Annotated in this window: 17 protein-coding genes; 10 read left to right on the top strand and 7 right to left on the bottom strand. The window is 64.6% G+C overall.

Annotation, left to right across the window (positions count from 1 at the left end; genetic code table 11):
• The first annotated feature begins 21 nt into the window (after window positions 1-21).
• From ACE3PP_RS01380 to guaA, 3 genes are all read left to right on the top strand, one after another.
• The gene (locus tag ACE3PP_RS01380) at window positions 22-792 is read left to right on the top strand and encodes a class I SAM-dependent methyltransferase (protein WP_374377382.1); all 771 of its coding nucleotides are present in this window, start codon (window positions 22-24) and stop codon (window positions 790-792) included.
• Window positions 789-1,376: an N-acetyltransferase family protein gene (locus ACE3PP_RS01375; protein WP_374377381.1), complete on the top strand. Its 588-nt coding sequence runs from the start codon at window positions 789-791 to the stop codon at window positions 1,374-1,376. The genes ACE3PP_RS01380 and ACE3PP_RS01375 overlap by 4 nt, the downstream gene beginning before the upstream one ends.
• Window positions 1,377-1,465: 89 nt before the next feature.
• Window positions 1,466-3,013: a glutamine-hydrolyzing GMP synthase gene (gene guaA, locus ACE3PP_RS01370; protein WP_374377380.1), complete on the top strand. Its 1,548-nt coding sequence runs from the start codon at window positions 1,466-1,468 to the stop codon at window positions 3,011-3,013.
• A 90-nt stretch (window positions 3,014-3,103) separates the two neighbouring features.
• Here the strand turns inward: guaA and ACE3PP_RS01365 are convergent, their stop codons facing one another.
• On the bottom strand, window positions 3,104-3,682 hold the full coding sequence (locus ACE3PP_RS01365) for a flavodoxin family protein (RefSeq protein ID WP_374377379.1): 579 nt from the start codon (window positions 3,680-3,682) through the stop codon (window positions 3,104-3,106).
• A gap of 138 nt (window positions 3,683-3,820) precedes the next feature.
• Here ACE3PP_RS01365 and ACE3PP_RS01360 point away from each other — a divergent pair, with 138 nt between their 5' ends.
• Window positions 3,821-4,726 (top strand): LysR substrate-binding domain-containing protein, encoded by a 906-nt coding sequence (locus tag ACE3PP_RS01360; protein ID WP_374377378.1) that lies wholly within the window; start codon window positions 3,821-3,823, stop codon window positions 4,724-4,726.
• A 21-nt stretch (window positions 4,727-4,747) separates the two neighbouring features.
• Here the strand turns inward: ACE3PP_RS01360 and ACE3PP_RS01355 are convergent, their stop codons facing one another.
• Window positions 4,748-5,668 carry an AraC family transcriptional regulator gene (locus ACE3PP_RS01355; protein ID WP_374377377.1) on the bottom strand — a complete coding sequence of 307 codons (921 nt, stop codon included), beginning with the start codon at window positions 5,666-5,668 and terminating at the stop codon, window positions 4,748-4,750.
• A 109-nt stretch (window positions 5,669-5,777) separates the two neighbouring features.
• Between ACE3PP_RS01355 and ACE3PP_RS01350 the strand changes: the two genes are divergently transcribed.
• Window positions 5,778-6,686 (top strand): SDR family oxidoreductase, encoded by a 909-nt coding sequence (locus tag ACE3PP_RS01350; protein ID WP_374377376.1) that lies wholly within the window; start codon window positions 5,778-5,780, stop codon window positions 6,684-6,686.
• 70 nt (window positions 6,687-6,756) lie between these two features.
• Here ACE3PP_RS01350 and ACE3PP_RS01345 read toward each other — a convergent pair whose 3' ends face one another.
• Together ACE3PP_RS01345 and ACE3PP_RS01340 are read right to left on the bottom strand one after the other, a co-directional pair.
• On the bottom strand, window positions 6,757-7,389 hold the full coding sequence (locus ACE3PP_RS01345) for a glutaminyl-peptide cyclotransferase (RefSeq protein ID WP_374377375.1): 633 nt from the start codon (window positions 7,387-7,389) through the stop codon (window positions 6,757-6,759).
• A gap of 35 nt (window positions 7,390-7,424) precedes the next feature.
• Window positions 7,425-8,657: a helix-turn-helix domain-containing protein gene (locus ACE3PP_RS01340; RefSeq protein ID WP_374377374.1), complete on the bottom strand. Its 1,233-nt coding sequence runs from the start codon at window positions 8,655-8,657 to the stop codon at window positions 7,425-7,427.
• Window positions 8,658-8,857: 200 nt separating this feature from the next.
• On the opposite strand from ACE3PP_RS01340, the gene ACE3PP_RS01335 reads away from it, so the two are divergent.
• Window positions 8,858-10,090 carry an MFS transporter gene (locus ACE3PP_RS01335; protein ID WP_374377373.1) on the top strand — a complete coding sequence of 411 codons (1,233 nt, stop codon included), beginning with the start codon at window positions 8,858-8,860 and terminating at the stop codon, window positions 10,088-10,090.
• Window positions 10,091-10,553: 463 nt separating this feature from the next.
• Here the strand turns inward: ACE3PP_RS01335 and ACE3PP_RS01330 are convergent, their stop codons facing one another.
• The gene (locus tag ACE3PP_RS01330) at window positions 10,554-11,930 is read right to left on the bottom strand and encodes an MFS transporter (protein WP_374377372.1); all 1,377 of its coding nucleotides are present in this window, start codon (window positions 11,928-11,930) and stop codon (window positions 10,554-10,556) included.
• A 406-nt stretch (window positions 11,931-12,336) separates the two neighbouring features.
• Here ACE3PP_RS01330 and ACE3PP_RS01325 point away from each other — a divergent pair, with 406 nt between their 5' ends.
• The 3 genes from ACE3PP_RS01325 (at window position 12,337) to ACE3PP_RS01315 (ending at window position 15,539) form a co-directional block, all read left to right on the top strand.
• Window positions 12,337-13,233: a LysR family transcriptional regulator gene (locus ACE3PP_RS01325; RefSeq protein WP_374377371.1), complete on the top strand. Its 897-nt coding sequence runs from the start codon at window positions 12,337-12,339 to the stop codon at window positions 13,231-13,233.
• Window positions 13,234-13,359: 126 nt separating this feature from the next.
• Window positions 13,360-14,544, top strand: coding sequence for an ATP-binding protein (locus ACE3PP_RS01320; RefSeq protein ID WP_374377370.1), 1,185 nt, complete (start codon window positions 13,360-13,362; stop codon window positions 14,542-14,544).
• The gene (locus ACE3PP_RS01315) at window positions 14,541-15,539 is read left to right on the top strand and encodes a ParA family protein (RefSeq protein ID WP_374377369.1); all 999 of its coding nucleotides are present in this window, start codon (window positions 14,541-14,543) and stop codon (window positions 15,537-15,539) included. The genes ACE3PP_RS01320 and ACE3PP_RS01315 overlap by 4 nt, the downstream gene beginning before the upstream one ends.
• A 42-nt stretch (window positions 15,540-15,581) precedes the next feature.
• Here the strand turns inward: ACE3PP_RS01315 and ACE3PP_RS01310 are convergent, their stop codons facing one another.
• Complete coding sequence (locus tag ACE3PP_RS01310; protein WP_374377368.1) at window positions 15,582-16,493, bottom strand: PLP-dependent cysteine synthase family protein; 912 nt, start codon at window positions 16,491-16,493, stop codon at window positions 15,582-15,584.
• Between the two features lie 91 nt (window positions 16,494-16,584).
• Entirely contained in the window at window positions 16,585-17,136 is a 552-nt protein-coding gene (locus tag ACE3PP_RS01305; RefSeq protein WP_374377367.1) for a TetR/AcrR family transcriptional regulator, read from the bottom strand.
• 95 nt (window positions 17,137-17,231) lie between these two features.
• On the opposite strand from ACE3PP_RS01305, the gene ACE3PP_RS01300 reads away from it, so the two are divergent.
• Window positions 17,232-17,432 (top strand): SDR family NAD(P)-dependent oxidoreductase (locus ACE3PP_RS01300; RefSeq protein ID WP_374377366.1); only part of this gene is annotated, 201 nt, incomplete at its 3' end.

The following is a 17,432-nucleotide window of genomic DNA, read 5'->3' as shown; positions in this document are numbered from 1 at the left end:
GTCCAGCGGCTATAAGGCCGCATGAAACAGTCCCCCGATTGGAACAGGACCGCCGCCGACTATGCCCGCCACCGGGCCGGCTTCCCGGGCTGGTTCTACGACCGGATGGCTGAGCGCCGCCTGTTCGGCCCCCACTCCCAAATTCTCGACATCGGCACCGGTACCGGCTTCCTGGGCCGTGGCTTTGCCCAGCGTGGTGCGAAGGTGACCGGTCTCGACGTCGCCGCCGGCATGATGGACGCGGCCCGCGACCTCGACCGCGCCGCGGGGCTTGCGACCGACTATGTCCTGGCCCCGGCCGAGACAACCGGCCTCCCTGCGGGCCGGTTCGACCTCATCAGCGCCGGCACCTGCTGGCATTGGTTCGATGCCGCCAAGGTCATGGCCGAGGCGATGCGCCTCTTGAAGCCCGGCGGGCATCTCCTCATCGCCAATCTCGTCTGGCTGCCCTTGCCCGGCAATGTCGTGGCGGCGACCGAGGCCCTGATCGAGGCACACAATCCCAACTGGCATCTCGGCGGCTGGCAAGGGCACAGCGCCGACCAGCAGCGTCACCTCATCGAGGGCGGGTTCGTGGACCGCGAGAGCGCATCATTCGATTACGACATTCCCTACAGCCCCGAAGCCTGGCGCGGCCGCATCCGCGGCTCGGCCGGTGTGGCGGCAAGCCTGGGCGCCGCCGAAGTCACTGCCTTCGATGCCGAGCTTGGCGCGCTGCTGGCCAAGGACTTCCCCGGCGATCCCATCCAAGTGCCGCATCGCCTGGTCGCCCTCTGGGGTGCAAAGCCATGACCCAGGTCCGCCCCGCCACCGAAGCCGACCTCGCGACCATCGCCGAGATTCACCTGAAAGGCTGGCTCCTCGCCTATGGCGCCTTCATGCCGGAAGACCAGATGGCGGCGATGCAGCCGGAGAAGCGCCTGCCCTTGTGGCGCGCGTGGCTCGCCGACCGCACGAAGCTCATCCTGGTGGGCAGCGTCGGCGACGGCATCGACGGCTTCCTGCTCGGTGGACCGGTCAAGGAACACGACATCACCAAGGGCAGCCTCGACGGCTTCGATTGCGAGATCTACTCGCTCCATTGCCGCGAAAGCGTGCAGAGCAAGGGATTGGGCCGCGCCCTCATCGCCGCATCGGCCGCGCATTGGGCGCGCCAAGGCAAGAAGGCGCTGATGCTCTGGGCCTATAGCGACAATGCCTACCGGAAATTCTACGAGAAGATCGGCGGCGCATGCATCGCCGAAGGGATCGACGAAGGTGTCCCCGACGTGGCCTATGGCTGGCGGGATCTGGGCAAGTTGATCGGCAATGAGACTGAACAGAACACCCCCTCCCCCCCACCCTCTCCCGCAAGGGGAGAGGGAGTGAGTGTGTAGGCGGAAACAACAAGCCCCTCGCCCCTTGCGGGAGAGGGGTTGGGGTGAGGGGGCTCTCTCATCCTTCTCGACCAAAGCTAGGAGACCGAATGACCGACCGCATCCTTATTCTCGATTTCGGCTCGCAGGTGACGCAGCTTATTGCGCGGCGCGTGCGCGAGGCCGGGGTCTATTGCGAGATCTTCCCGTTCAATGTCGATGCCGCGCGCATCAAGGCATTCGCCCCCCAGGGCATCATCCTTTCCGGTTCGCCGCATTCGGTGACGACCGAGGATGGGCCGCGCGCCCCGGCTTATGTGTGGGAATCGAAGCTTCCCGTCTTCGGCATCTGCTATGGCGAGCAGACCATGTGCGCGCAGTTGGGTGGTAAAGTGGAGGGCTCAGACCACAGGGAATTCGGCCGCTCGGAACTGCATGTGCAGAAGGTGACCCCGCTCTTCGACGGCGTCTGGGTCAAGGGCGGCTCGTACCAGGTGTGGATGAGCCACGGCGACCGCGTCGTCTCGATTCCCGCCGGCTTTGAAGTGGTGGCCGTCTCGGAAGGGGCACCGTTCGCCGCCATCGCCAATGTGGCCGAGAAGCGCTACGCCGTGCAGTTCCACCCGGAAGTGGCGCATACGCCGGACGGTGCGAAGCTCATCTCCAACTTCATTCATAACGTCTGCGGCTGCAAGGGCGACTGGACTATGGCCGCCTTCCGCGATGCCGAGATCGCGAAGATCCGTGCCGCCGTCGGCAAGGGCAAGGTGATCTGCGGGCTATCGGGCGGTGTTGATTCCGCCGTCGCCGCGGTGCTCATCCATCAGGCGATCGGCGACCAGCTCACCTGCATCTTCGTCGATCATGGTCTGCTGCGCGCGGGTGAGGCGGATCAAGTCGTCTCCCTCTTCCGCGACCATTACAACATCCCGCTGGTCCATCGCGATGCGTCGGACATGTTCCTGGGCCAGCTCGCCGGCGTCACCGATCCGGAGACCAAGCGCAAGACCATCGGCCGCCTCTTCATCGAAGTGTTCGAGGAAGAAGCGAAGAAGATCGGCGGCGCCGATTTCCTGGCGCAGGGCACACTCTATCCGGACGTCATTGAGAGCGTCTCCTTCACCGGGGGCCCCTCTGTGACCATCAAGAGCCACCACAATGTGGGCGGCCTCCCCGAACGCATGCGCATGAAGCTGGTCGAACCCTTGCGCGAGCTCTTCAAGGATGAAGTCCGCGTGCTCGGCCGCGAACTGGGCTTGCCGGAAAAGATGATCCGCCGCCATCCCTTCCCCGGCCCCGGCCTTGCCATCCGCATTCCCGGTGCCGTCGACCGCGAGAAGTGCGACATCCTGCGGAAAGCCGACACGATCTATCTCGAGGAGATCGACAAGGCCGGCCTCTACGACAAGATATGGCAGGCCTTCGCGGTGCTCCTCCCCGTGCGCACCGTCGGCGTCATGGGCGATGGCCGCACCTATGACTCAGTCTGCGCGCTGCGCGCCGTCACCTCGACCGACGGCATGACCGCCGATTTCTACCCCTTCGAGCCCGCCTTCTTGGGGCGCGTCGCGACGCGCATCGTCAACGAAGTCAAAGGCATCAACCGCGTCGTCTACGACTTCACCTCGAAGCCGCCGGGAACCATCGAGTGGGAGTGAGCTGAAGAAAAAAAGGCCGGGTGCGATACCCGGCCTTTTTATCTTGTGCGGCGGCGCAGGCCGCGGCGCCGCCCATATGGGGCTCCCGGTTCAGGCCGCGCGCGTCGCCGCGAAGCGGCCGGCGATTTCCGCGATGCGAACGCCGTAGCGCCGCGCGGTTTCGAGGTCGCCTTGCGACATCTCTTCGGGTGCCGCGTCCGCATCCGACTGCGCCATCGGGCCGATATAGGAGCCGATCCGGTTCGGATCGTCTCGCTTTGAGGCCTTCACGTTCGACGGCTTGATGCCGAGGCTCACCCAGATGCCGCCATGCTGTCCGGCCAGCAGGACGAAATATTGCAGCGTGTTCAGCTTGTCGCCGTTGAGGGTGGCACTGTTGGTGAAGCCGCCGAAGATCTTGTCTTTCCACTTCTCGGCAAACCAGGCCTTCGCACTGTCGTCGGCGAACTTTTTGAACTGCCAGCTCGGGCCGCCCATGTAGGTCGGCGAACCGAAGACGATGGCATCAGCCGTGAGGAGCGTCTCCCACGCGCTTTCTGGAATGTTGCCCTCCGGGTCGATCGCGATGAGCGTTCCTGCCGCACCCGCGGCGACCGCCTCGGCGACGCGACGGGTGTGGCCATAACCCGAGTGGTAGACGATGGCGGTGGTGATGGTTTTCTGGGTCATGTCGATCCCCTGTTGCTTGCGGTTTGGCCGCGTTGACGTTGCGCGCCGATCCCTCTTTATCGCGCCAAATTGATGCAATAAATTATGCCAAACAGAACATATTGTTCTCCGTATGGAGAACAGACGCGGGGCAGGCCCATGCACAATCTCGAACATCTCCTTATCTTCATCCGGGTCGCCGAGATGCACAGCTTCAGCCGCGCGGCCGAAAGCATGGGTATCCAGAAGGGGCGCGCCTCGACCGTCGTGCGGCAGTTGGAGGACGAATTGGGCGTCCGGCTTCTGCATCGGACGACGCGCAGCGTGCAATTGACCGAGGACGGGCGGAGCTTTCAGGAGCGCGCGCGGGAAGTACTGACCCAATTCGACGAGCTGCAGTCGATGTTTGCAGAAGACGGTGTCGCGCTGCGGGGGCGTCTCCGGGTCGATCTGCCGACCGAACTCGCGCGCACGACCATCGTGCCGGCCCTGCCGGCCTTCATGGACGCCTATCCCGCGTTGGAGCTGGAGGTGTCGAGCACGGATCGGCAGGTCGATCTGGTCGAGGAAGGGTTCGACTGCGTGTTGCGCTTGGGACCGATCGGAGACCAAACGCTGATCGCCCGCCCGCTGGGCCGGCTACGCATGGTGAATGTCGCCAGCCCGGCATATCTCGCGCGCCACGGCACGCCCCGGTCGCTCGCGGAGCTGCGGCGGCAAGGTCATTGCATGATCCATTACAACCAGACCCTCGGCGCCAAGCCCTATGGCTGGGAATATCCCGACGGCGACGGCTACGCCACGCTGCCGCTGCCCGGCGCCCTGCACGTCAACAGCGTGCAAACCTACGAGGCCACCTGTCTGGCCGGCATCGGCCTGATCCAGGCGGCGCTCGCGGGAATAGGCCGACACCTGGAGAGCGGCGCGCTGGTGGAGATTCTGCCGAAGCTCCGCCCCGAACCGCTCGATGTGTCCCTTGTCGTGGCCCACCGACGGAACCTGTCGCGCCGCGTCCGCATCTTCATGAAATGGATCGAAGAGGTGCTGGCTCCCTATCTCGACTAGGGCACCTCGGTCGGGCCTTTTCTATTGCGCGGCGGCGCGGCCTTGCCGCCCATAGGCGCGCGGGCTCACACCCATCTCGCGTTTGAAGGCGGTGGCGAAGGCCGCCTCCGATTCATAGCCGAGGCTGAGCGCGATGCTGGCAACGGATTCGGCCGTGTGCATCAGCCGGTCGCCCGCCAGCAGCATGCGCCAGCGCGTCAGGTAATCCATCGCCGGCATGCCGACGGTCTCCTTGAACTTCAGCGCGAAGGTCGAGCGCGACATGGCGGCCCGGCCGGCCAGCGTTTCCAGCGTCCAGCGCTGCGCCGGATCGTCATGCATGGCGCGGAGCGCTGCGCCGATCTGCCGGTGCGCTAGCCCCGCGAGCCAACCTGTGTCGGCGGCACCCTGCGCCAGATGCAGGCGTAACGCCTCGATCAGCATCATATGCGCCAGATGCTGCATGACCAGCGTGCTGCCCGGCTGCGGATCGCGCAATTCCTGCATCGTGCGCTCGATGGCGCCGCGCAGGGCCGCCTCGCCATTCTCCTTGCGGATATGCACGATCGGCGGCAGCAGGTTGAGGAGCATTTCCGCCTGTGGCCCATCGAGTGCAAAGCGGCTGCTCACCATCAGCGACTGGCCGCCGCCATCGAGCGTGTGGATGCGGCCGTGGCTGGGGGCGGGCAACAGGTTCCGCGCGGGCGTGGGCGTCAGCGCAAGATCGCTCGCCAGCGTGAAGGGCAAGCCCCGCGGCAACAGGAAGCAATCGCCGGCCGCGAGCTGCACCGGCGCCGCCACGCCTTCGACCGCGAGCCAACACCCGCCGGTGATGATGGCGCCGGTCTTGATGGTGCCGGTCTGGTCCGGAAAATGGACCGACCAACTGGGTCCCGCGTCGAAGCCGGCCGACATGTAGTTGCGCGGGCGCAGCAGCGCCAACAGGTCTGACAGGGGATCCATGAGGTCCAATTCCCGGACGATCGCGAAAGTATTGCAGACGATAACGCATGGATCGTCCGCGCGCCATCGCCTATCTCAACAGCCGTTCCATACGCGATAGGAGAAAGAGATGCGTGTATTCGTGACGGGTGCCAGCGGCTTCGTGGGTTCGGCCGTGGTGCGTGATCTCATTGAGGCCGGCCATCAGGTGTTGGGCCTGGCGCGCAGCGATGCGGCCGCCGACAGCTTGCGGGGGCTGGGTGCCCAGGTGCATCGCGGCGACCTCACCGACCTCAAGAGCCTCCAGGCCGGCGCGGAAGGTTCCGACGGCATCGTCCATTGCGGCTTCATCCACGACTTCGCCCGCTTCAAGGAAGTGTGCGAGATCGACCGGCGCGTGATCGCGGCGCTTGGCGACGCCCTGCGCGGCACGGAACGCCCGCTCATCGTCACCTCCGGCACGGCATTGGTCAGCAGCGAAGTGCCGGCAGGAGGCCGCGCCACCGAAGCGCTGGTGACGCCGACCGGCGAAAAGGCCCTGCCCCGCGTCGCCTCGGAAGAAGCGGCGGCAGCGGTTGCCGCCACGGGTGTATGCGTCTCGGTGATGCGCCTGCCGCCCTCGGTCCACGGCGCAGGCGATCATGGCTTCGTGCCGCACCTCATCAATCTCGCCCGCGAGAAAGGTGTCGCCGCCTATATCGGCGACGGCGCCAATCGCTGGCCGGCGGTCCACCGCGTCGATGCGGCACGGGCCTATCGCCTGGTCCTGGAAAGCGGTGCCACCGAACGGTGCTATCACGCCAATGCCGAGGAAGGGGTTCCCTTCCGCGAGATCGCCCATGTCATCGGCAAGCGGCTGGGTCTCCCCGTTGTTGCCAAATCCGGCGACGATGCCGCGGCGCATTTCGGCTGGTTCGCCCATTTCGCCGCCATCGACAACCCGACCTCCAGCGCCCTCACCCGCGCCAAGCTCGGCTGGCAGCCCCAGCAGCCGGGCCTCATCGCCGATCTCGATCAGCCGCATTATTTCGCCGGTTGATCGCCGCCAACGCTCCGGCGTAGCGCCTGATGTTACGCCGGAGCGCGTTCGACTGACGACAGCCGACAGATTATCTCCCCGGCCTTCTCACCGCTCGGATCTTCCCGCTCGGTCCGCCGCCGCAGTAGAAGCTGTCGCCGCCGATCTCGAGGCCGGAGATGAGCTGGCCTTGGGGCATGTCGAGTTGGTCGAGGACTTCGCCGCTGTTGGGATCGATGCGGCGCAGGGAGCTTTCGTCATTTTCCCAGGTGGCGTGCCACAGTTCGCCATCGGCCCAGGTGACGCCGGTGACGAAGCGGTTGCTTTCGATCGTGCGCAGGATCCGGCCCGTCTCGGGATCGATCTGGTGGATCTTGCGGTCGCGATACTGGCCGACCCACAGCGTGCCTTCTGCCCAGGTGAGGCCGGAATCGGTGCCGTTGCCGGGGGCGGGGATGCTGTGGAGAATCCGGCCCGTCTTGGGGTCGATCTTCTGGATGCGGTTCTCGGCGATCTGGAAGAGATGCTTGCCGTCGAACGCCGTGCCGGCATGGGCGGCGACGTCGAGTTTCCGCTGCGGCGTACCGCTTGCGGGGTCCATCGATTGCAGAGTGTCGCCGGCGCCGAACCAGACATCCTTTCCATCGAAGCTGACGCCGTGAATCTTTTCGACGCCGGGGAACGGGCCGTATTCGCGGGTGACCTCGGCAGCTTTGCGTTTCATGTCGCTCTCCTCAAGTTTCTACGCACGCCGCCAACCTAATCGCTGGGGAGCGGCGCGGTGAGTAACAAGCTTGTCGTGAAACCGGGAAGGGGCGAGGCCAGCCAACGCCGCGCGCGGCCCAAGCCGATGAACTGCACCTTACCGGCCGCGGCCAATGCATCGAGGGCGCGCTGCACTGAGCGCTGACTGTTGTTCAGCGCCAGCGCCAGCGCCGAGCTGGACCAGGCTTCACCATCGGCGAGCAGCGCCAGCACCGATGCGTGTTTCTCATCAACGGGGCGCGCGAGGAGCACGATCTTCCCTGCGCTGGGTGCCAAGGCGAACCCGTCCGCCGTCGCGTCGATCCGGCAGAGGTGTTTCAACAGCGCGCGCAGGCGCCCGATCTCGACACGCAGGCGCGCGCGGTGCGATTCATCGGCTTCGCGGCCACCGAAGGCCAATGCGATCAGCCGGTCGCGTGGGACCGGCTGCGGCGATGCCGCGGCCAAGGCCTCGACCAGGGTGAAGAGGACGGGCCGCCGCGCGAGCGCCACCTGCGATTTCCCCTGCACTACCACGCGGCGGCAGGCATCGACGATGAAGGCATCCGAGGCGAGCAGCTTTTCGACCCCGGCCAGATCGAGCAGGCGTTCGGGCTGCGGCATCAATTGCCGCGCGGCGGGTGCCGCGAGCATCGCCCCGGCATTCTCCACCTCGGCAATGAGGGCCGGAATGCGCGCCGACTCGGCAGCGCGCGCGGCCCTGGCGAGCGCCTGGCGGGCGGGCGCCGACTTCATCCGGCGGATCGCGATCCCCGCCGCCGCCAATTCATGCGCGGCGCGCAAGGCGGGTGGGAGATCGGCGGGCTGAAGATCGGCGGGCGATTGCGCCTGCAACTGCCGCTCGGCCGCGTCGAGCTCCCCCAACAGCAGATGCCGGCGGAGCGCGATATGGCGCGCATGGGCGGCGTTCACGGCGTCGCCATGATCCGCGAGCAGGCGGCGCGCGGCCTCCAGCGATTTGGTGGGCCAGGCAAGATCGCGGGCGGCGAGCGCTACCTCGGCCTCGGCCACCACGCAGCGTGCGCGGGCGACCGCTTCTTTGGCACCGAAGGCGCGCGCGGCGCGGCGCAGCAGCAGCTTGGCACGCGGAAAATCGCCGAGCTGCGCCAGGGCAATGCCGCGCAGCGCGAGCGCCGGCGGATCGTCACGCAGCGCCACGCGGTCGAGTGCGCCCAGCGGATCGCCCCGGCCAAGCGCCCGCGCTGCGGCGGTGATCAGCGAGTCCATCGAAATCCCGCCACGATTGTCACTCCCACCTCGCGCAACACCGGGTTCAATTTTACCGGGTCCAATCTAACCGGATCCGATCTAACTGGGTCCAATTCAATCCGCAGCGGACCAATCCGGCAAAAGCGGAGTTGGGGCATCTTGACCATTTGGTTGATATCAACATAATCGATCTCCAAACGGGAAGCGGGAGAGACTTGATGAACCAGGCCAGCTATCGCTGGGTGATCGTCGCGGCGGGCGCCGTGCTGGGCTGCGTCGCGGTGGGCGGCATGTTCGCTTTGCCCGTCTTTCTGCGCCCGATCTCGGAAGAAACGGGCTGGTCGGTCACAGGGATATCGAGCGCGATGACCCTGGGCTTCCTCGCCATGGCCTTCGGCAGCATGGCCTGGGGTGCGCTTTCCGACCGGATCGGCCCGGGGCCGGTGGTGCTGGGCGGATCGGTCCTGCTGGCCCTCAGCATGGCACTTGCCGCACGGGCGCAATCGCTCATCGAGTTCCAGATCATCTTCGGCCTGCTGGTCGGCTTGGCCACCGCCGCGATCTTCGCGCCGATGATGGCATGCGTCACCGGCTGGTTCGAGACGCAGCGGGCGCTTGCCGTCTCGCTGGTTTCGGCCGGCATGGGTGTTGCCCCCATGACGATGGCGCCGCTCGCCGCCTGGCTCGTCTCGCACCATGATTGGCGGACGGCTCTTTTCACCATCGCCGCGATCTGCGCCGCCATCATGATCCCGACCGCCCTCCTCGTCCGCCGGCCGCCGGCGTTGGCGCAAGCAGCACCGGCTGCCGCCATGACGACCAGCGGCGAGAGCGAGATGAGCGTCGGGCGTGCGCTGCGCTCGCCGCAATTCGTCATCCTGCTCGCCACCAACTTCTTCTGCTGCGCCACCCATTCCGGGCCGATCTTCCACACGGTGAGCTATGCGGTCACGTGCGGCATTCCGCTCATCGCCGCCGTCTCGATCTACAGCGTCGAGGGCCTTGCCGGCATGGGCGGGCGCATCGTCTTCGGCCTGATGGGCGACAGGTTCGGCGCCAAGCGCGTGCTGGTGGCGGGGCTCCTTGCGCAAGGCATCGGCGCGCTCGCTTACGTGTTCGCCAGCCAGCTCATCGCCTTCTATATCGTCGCTGCCGCCTTCGGCTTCATCTATGGCGGGATCATGCCGCTCTATGCGGTGCTGGCGCGCGACAATTTCCCCTTGAAGATGATGGGGACGGTGATCGGCGGCTCGGCCATGGCGGGAAGCCTCGGCATGGCGCTGGGACCCGTGGTCGGCGGCTGGATCTATGACAGCTTCGCCTCCTATCACGGGCTCTATGTGGCGGCGTTCGGCATGGGCATTCTCGCCTTCCTCATCGCGCTCACCTTCAAGCCGTTTCCGAAAGAGACCGTCGCGGCGAATTCGGGCGCATCATCTGCAATCGCTTGAGCAGCCGTAGCGGTTTTAGGCGCGGACCGCCCTAGCGCCGATGGGATCACCCGGCCATCACGAGGGCGGCATCACCCAGCCGCCGGGGACGGCGCTTATCCCAACGCGCACGTACGGGGAGCCGATCTCTCCTAAGACGGCCCGCAGGAGATGGCTTGTCCGCCCCATCCAGGCAGGGACCGTCTCACCCGACAGGTCCGGGGAGCCGGCATGTCGCTGCCGACCAAGCGAGGGCGTGCGGAACGGGAATCGATGATTCCGCCACCCCACCGGCCTGCGCCCCCGGCGGCCAAGACGACCGAAAGGGAACCTGCGCCGATCAGACAGCCAAGCGATTGCAGATGATGCGGAGCCCGTCCGCGAGGGGGCTGCCGGCGTCCCGGCGCGCATCCATTCGCGGATGAGGTGCATCAGGTTGAATAGTACCAAATTCTTGACACTTTGTCAAGAACAAAATAGGAACTCAATCGCGTGTCGAGGCCTTGGGCCGGCGCGGCAACAGCGCCGCCACCAGGCCGAGGCAAAGGACCGTGCCCACCGAGCCGAAGGCGAGGCGCAGGCCATGCGTGATGGCGGCGGGGTCGATGCCGTCGGTGACGCGCCCGCCCGCCCCATAGGCGAAGATGGCGCCGAGCAGGGCGGCACCGGTGACCAGGCCGAGATTGCGCGCGAGCGACAGCATGCCGGAGACGAGGCCGCGCTCATCGGCGCCGACACCGTGCATGATGCCGGTATTGTTGGCGGCCTGGAACAAGGCGTAATGGCTGGTGGTCAGCATGATGGCGCCGACATAGCCCGCGACGCCGAAGAGCATCGGCGCCGAACAGAGGGCGGCAAGGCCCAGCACCATGCCGATGAGCCCCTGCAGCATCATGCGCCGCGCGCCGAACCGGTCGACGAGGCGCCCGGCGGGCACGCCGGCCAGGGCCGACATCAGCGGCCCCGCCGACATGGTGAGACCGACCGCCCCCGCCGAGAGGCCGAGCCCGGCGCTGAGATAGAAGGGACCGACGACGAAGGTCCCCATCACCACGGCAGCGACGATGAGGGTCAAGGCGAGGCTGAGGCTCAATCCTTCACGCCGGAAGAGGCTGAGGCGCAGCAGCGGGGCGGCCACGCGCCGCTCGGTGGCGATGAAGGCCAGCATGCCGAGGACGGCGGCCGCCAGCAGCGCCACATTGCCCGCGCCGAACGCACCCTCGCCCACCGTCATGGCGAGCGCATAGGCGCCGAGCGTTGCCGCCAGCAGCAAGGTGCCCCAGGGGTCGAAGCGCGGTTTCTTCACGTCCGCCGCTGGAGAGGGAAGGGCGGCGTCACGCGCCCGGTTGACGTCACGCGGCAGGGCGTGCGCGGCGAGGCCCCAATTGAGAAGGCCGAGCGGCACGTTGATGAGGAAGATGAAGCGCCAATCGGCATGAGCGACGATGAGGCCACCGAGCGATGGCCCGAGCGAGGTGCCGACGGCCGACATGGTGCCGAGGAGACCCATCGCGCGGCCGGTCCGCTCCTTCGGCACCGTGCCGCTCACCAGCGCGACGGTGAGGGCCATCATGATGGCGGCACCGAGGCCCTGGAGCCCGCGCGCGGCGATGAGGAGCGGCAGCGTCGGCGCCAGCCCACAGGCAAGCGAGGCCGCCGTGAAGATGAGGATGCCGACGAGCAGCAGGCGCCGCCGCCCGATGAGATCGCCGAGCCGCCCCGCCCCGACGATGAGGCTGGTGATGGTGAGGAGGTAAGAGAGCACCACCCATTGCACCGATTGGAAGGGTGCCGCGAAGATCGCCCCGAGGCTGGGCAGGCTGACATTGGCGATCGACGTATCGAGCGACGGCATCAGCATGGAGAGCGAAAGGGCTGCGAGGGCGAGGCGGGGTGTTGAGCGAGAGGTGCGCGAGTTGGCGAGAGCCGGTCCAGTCGCCCCATACCCCCCTCCCCTTCCCTCCCCCTCCAGGGGGGAGGGGGAAAACGTTTGCGCTGCGTCGATTGGCTTTCTCTGCTGATCGACTTGGGGGAGGACCGGCCAGCGGTTTTCCCCTCCCCCCTTGAGGGGGAGGGTCAGTGAGGGGGGTGTCGTGCCGCCGGGCTCGACAGTTGGCGATGAGGGACGGATCTGGTTCATGGCAAGGCCTTCGGGGATGGATGCGCTTTCCCCAAGCCTCCCGCAGATCGACATATGGCGGAAGACGCAGCATTTGCACATGACCAGTGCATTTGACGCCATGTCTCAGGGTGCTAGCATGGGGCCCATGAAACAGGATCTCCCCGACCTCAATCTGCTCCTCACCCTCGACGTGCTGCTGAATGAGGGGAGTGTCGCCCGCGCCGCCAAGCGCCTGCAATTGAGCCCCTCGGCCATGAGCCGGCAATTGGCGCGGCTGCGCGCGGCGGTGGGGGACCCGCTGCTGGTGCGCGCGGGTCGCGGGCTGGTGCCGACACCCCGCGCCCTCGATCTCAAGGAACAGGTGGGGCCGCTCATCGCCGCTGCCGGCCTGCTGCTGCGCCCGGTCGAGCTGCTCGACCCCAAGCGCCTCGCGCGCCGCTTCACCATCCGCAGCCGCGACGGGTTCGTTGAGAATTTCGGCCCCGCCCTCCTCGCCCGCCTCAGCCGCGAGGCGCCGGGGGTGACACTCAGTTTCGTGCCGAAGACCGATCGCGACAGCACGCCGTTGCGCGAGGGGATCATCGATCTGGAGACGGGGGTGGTGGCGGATACATTAAGCCCGGAGCTCATCAATGTGAGCCTCTTTCGCGACCGGTTCGTGGGCGTCGTGCGGCGCCATCACAAGCTCACCAAGACCCGCGTCACGCCGAAACTCTTTGCCGAGGCGCGCCACATCCTCATCACCAGGCGCGACGAAACACGCGGCCGCGTCGACGACGCCCTCGACGAACACAAGCTCACCCGCAACATCGCCACCGTGGTAGGGAGCTTCACCGCGGCCCTGGCGCTTACGCGCCACACCGACCTCGTCGCCACCGTGCCCGAACGCCACACCGGCAATTTGCGCCAAGGTTTGGTGAGCTTCGATCTGCCGGTGAAACTGCCGGACTTCACGGTGTCGCTGCTGTGGCACCCAAGGCAGGATGCCGACCCCGCGCATCGGTGGCTGCGGGGCGTGGTACGGGAGGTTTGTGCAGGGTGACATAGCCATGCTATCCAGCATTGAGATAATGGGGGGGGGGAATTGCTCATCAGACGGCAAGAATTCAGCAACGCCACTGCTGAAGGTTCATTGCGCAATGGCGTTTTGTAAGAGGAATGTCTTGAAATGAAACAGACCGAACTTGAAGAGCTCTATCGGGATGCGGAAACAGACCGTGTCGAGCGCAAAGAATCATTGGCCGATGATGATCGAATCAGACAGGCAATATGCGCATTCGCGAATGATTTGCCCAATCACGGGAGAGAAGGAGTCGTCATTGTCGGCCAACGTGACAATTTATCATGCGCTGGCCTGAAGATTGACGACCGATTGCTCCTCAGGCTGTCCAACTATCGATCTGAAGGGAAGATTTTACCGATTCCTACTCTCAGCGTATCCAAAGCAACAGTCGATGGATGTGAAGTTGCGTTGGTTGTAGTTCAGCCGAGTGACAATCCTCCCGTGAAGCTCGACGGTCGCACCTGGATTCGAGTTGGTCCGCGGCGTGCAATTGCTACCGCTGAAGAGGAGCGACGCCTTACTGAGAAAAGACGCTGGGGCAACTTACCGTTTGACTCTCACGGTGTACCCGGAGCGACTCTTGGAGACATCGATTTACGTGCCTTCAAGAACGAATACCTTCCTTCAGCCATTGCTGCCGATGTGCTTGCAACCGATCAAAGACCGGAGATCGAGCAGCTTCGAGCACTTAGGTTACTGGATGCTCAGGGAATACCAACCGTGACAGCCTTGTTGGTCCTTGGCATCAATCCAATGGCTTGGATTCCGTGTGCCTATGTTCAGTTTCTCAAAATAGATGGTACACAATTGACAGACCCCATTCGGAATCAAAAATCGTTGACCGGTACTGTGGGAGAGCAAATTCGAGCGCTGGACGATATCATCCGTGCGAACGTTGAACAGAAGGTTGTGGTAGGGGGTGAAAAGCGCATTGATTCTTGGAACTACCCTGAAGCTGCGCTTCGTCAGATTTTCCGGAACGCCATACTTCACAGAGCCTATGAGGGTACAAATGCACCAACGCGGATTACATGGTACCGAGACCGCATTGAGGTGCAGAGCCCGGGAGGGCCCTATGGGCAAGTAACCAAAGAGAACTTCGGACGACCAGGCATTACAGATTACCGCAATCCAACGCTTGCGGAGGCACTGCGAAACCTTAATTATGTGGAGCGGTTTGGTGTTGGAATACCAATAGCCCGAGAGGCTTTGGAGAAAAATGGAAATCCACCGCCAGATTACCAAATCGAAGATCAACATGTGCACGTAACAGTCAGACAGGCGCAATGAAGACAATCGCGTTCTTTAACAATAAGGGCGGAGTCGGAAAGACGTCCTTGATTTATCATCTCGGATTTATGTTTGCCGAGCTGGGAAAACGCGTGCTGTTTGCGGATTTGGACCCGCAGGCGAACTTATCGGCCATGTGCCTCTCAGAAGATCGACTTGAAGCACTTTGGAAGATGCAACCTAGACAAACGATTTACGGCGCAGTTGAGAGGCTGAAGCGTGGCGTTGCCGATATTGTGCCCGTAGCGCCTGATGCCATTTCTAGTCGCATAGTGCTTATTGGTGGCGATCTCCAACTTTCTGAGTTTGAAGATGACCTATCTCAAATGTGGGCGAAATGTCTTGATCGGGATGAGCGTGCATTTCGGGTGACAACTTCTCTGCAACGTGTTGCATATACAGCTGCTAAGCAGCATGGTGCAGATATTGTTTTGCTCGATGTTGGCCCTAATTTTGGCGCGATAAACCGAGCTGCTCTAATTAGCGCGGACTATGTGGTTGTGCCAGTTGCACCCGACCTTTTCTCAATGCAGGGCTTAGAGAATGTTGGCCCGAAGCTTCGCGACTGGAGGCATGGCTGGCAAGAGCGGAAAGAGCGCGCTCCGTCGACAATCGACTTTTCGTTGCCGAGTGGGTCTATGCAATCTCTAGGATACGTCGTGTCTCGGCACTCGGTACTTTCCGGTGGTGCAGTTAAGGCATTTCAGAGATGGATCGATAGAATGCCTGACGTCTATCGATCGTCTTTTGCAGAACCACCAGCGCCAGATAATGTAAACGTTGCTTCAGACCCCTACTGCTTAGCGCAATTGAAGGACTATCGCTCTTTGATGCCGTTGGCTCAAGAGGCGAACAAACCTATGTTTCTCTTGCGACCAGCAGACGGAGCTATTGGCGGACATCAAGGTGCAGTTCGACAAGCTTACGAAGACTTTCGCAAGCTGGCACTGCAGATACTGACGAAAATAGAACTCCACGAGATAACCGGAAACTGACAGAGCTAAATTGTCTTTTTGGCGACTGACGAGCTTAGTTCCTCAATGGTCCCTCAAATACTTCACCCCGCTGTCGCACATCACCGTAACGATGTGGGCGCCCGCGCTCATCCGCGCGGCCACGCGCAAGGCCGCCACGACATTGGCGCCGGTGGAGGTGCCGGGGAAGATGCCTTCTTCGCGCGCGAGCCTGGCGGCCATCGCCTTGGCGTCGGCGGTCGAGACGGGTTCGATCGTGTCGGCGATGCCATCTTGCCAGAGCGGCGTCACATAGCCGGCGCCGATGCCGTCGATGCCGTGGGCGCCGGTCGGACCGCCTGAGAGCACGGCGCTTTCCGCCGGTTCGACGGCGACGATGGCGATGTCGGGTTTCCGTTCGCGCAAGCGCGCCGCGAGACCGCGGAGGCTCGCCGCCGTGCCGACGGATTGGACGAGGCAATCCATCGCCCCGCTTGTTTGCGCCCAGATCTCATCCGCCATCTGCCGATAGGCCGCGAGCTGGTCGTGGTTGCGCATCTGGTGGGTCAAGTAGCCGCCGGTTTCGGCGGCGATCGCCTCCGCCCGGGCGATCATGTCCTTCACCAGTTTCTCGGTCTGGCGGCCCCCATCGGATTTGAGGATGGTGAGATCGGCGCCGAGGGCCCGCATATGCGCCGCCTTGTCGGGCGCGAACGCATCGGCCGTGACGATCTTCAGCGCGTGGCGCTTCACCGCGCAGACGAGGGCCAATGAAACGCCGGTCGAGCCGCCGGTATATTCGATGACCGTGCCGTGCGCCTTGAGCGCCCCCGCTTTCTCCGCCCCCTCGACCATCGCGAGCGCCATGCGGTCCTTCATGCTGCCGGTCGGGTTCGCGGCCTCGATTTTGAGCGACAGGCGGCACTTGTTGGGGACCGCGATGTTGTTGAGCGGGATGAGCGGCGTGTTGCCGATGGTGTCGAGGATATTGGGCATGGTCGGGGCTCCGGCGTTGATCGGGATTGGGCTATCCGCGATGGATAGCGCCGGTCTCAGCCCCGCGTCCGGTCCGAAATCCGGACCGGGTTCAATTGGCCGCGCGGGTGGCGATGGATTTTCGGGTGGCGGTGAGGATTTCGTCGGAGAGGGTTTCGTCATCGGCGAGGCGCGCGAGGATGAGGGCGCCGACCATCGCGGACCAGGCGGCGATGGCGGCCTGGCGCTTCGCCGCCGGCGTCTTGCCGGGGGCTTCCTTGGCAAAGCGCGCGATCTGGCGGCGCAGGCCCTCGGTCATCGCTGCGCGGGCTTCGGCCCCTTCGCGGATGGCGGCGGGGCCGAGGCCCGCCACTGGGCAACCCTCGCCCGGATGGTCGCGATGGGCCTTTGAGAGATAGCCCGCGAGATAGGCCGGGAAGGCGCGCCGGTCGGCGGCGGCGCGGTCCAGCGCCTCGGCAATCGCGGCGGCGATGAGGGCGTCCTTGGAGGCGAAATGGCGGTAGAAGCCACCATGCGTCAGGCCGGCCGCCGCCATGACATCGGCGACCGTGACGGCCTCGAAGCCTTTCTCGCGGAACAATTTCGATGCCGCATCAAGGATTTGGCGGCGATGTTCGGCCATCTGTTCGCGGCTGACGCGCATTTTTCCCTCGGCTCTGTGGTGGCCCCTTGACGGAATGGATGATGTATATCATCTATAAATAGATGACGATCATCATCTTTAAAGGAGAGAGTCCGATGAGCGACCAGAAGCCCAATCCAGCCAAGCCCACCCCTGCCAAGCCGGCCGTTCTGATCACCGGTGCCTCGAGCGGCATCGGCGCCACCTATGCCGACCGCCTGGCGCATCGCGGGCACGATCTGGTGCTGGTGGCGCGCGACGTCGCCCGGCTTGAGGGGCTGAAGGCGCGCCTCACCCAGGAGACCGGTGTCGCCATC

Source organism: Dongia sp., from assembly GCF_041910485.1.
Lineage (GTDB): Bacteria > Pseudomonadota > Alphaproteobacteria > Dongiales > Dongiaceae > Dongia.
The sequence above is the reverse complement of the archived record's forward strand: the minus strand, read 5'-3'. Positions and strand labels throughout refer to the sequence as shown.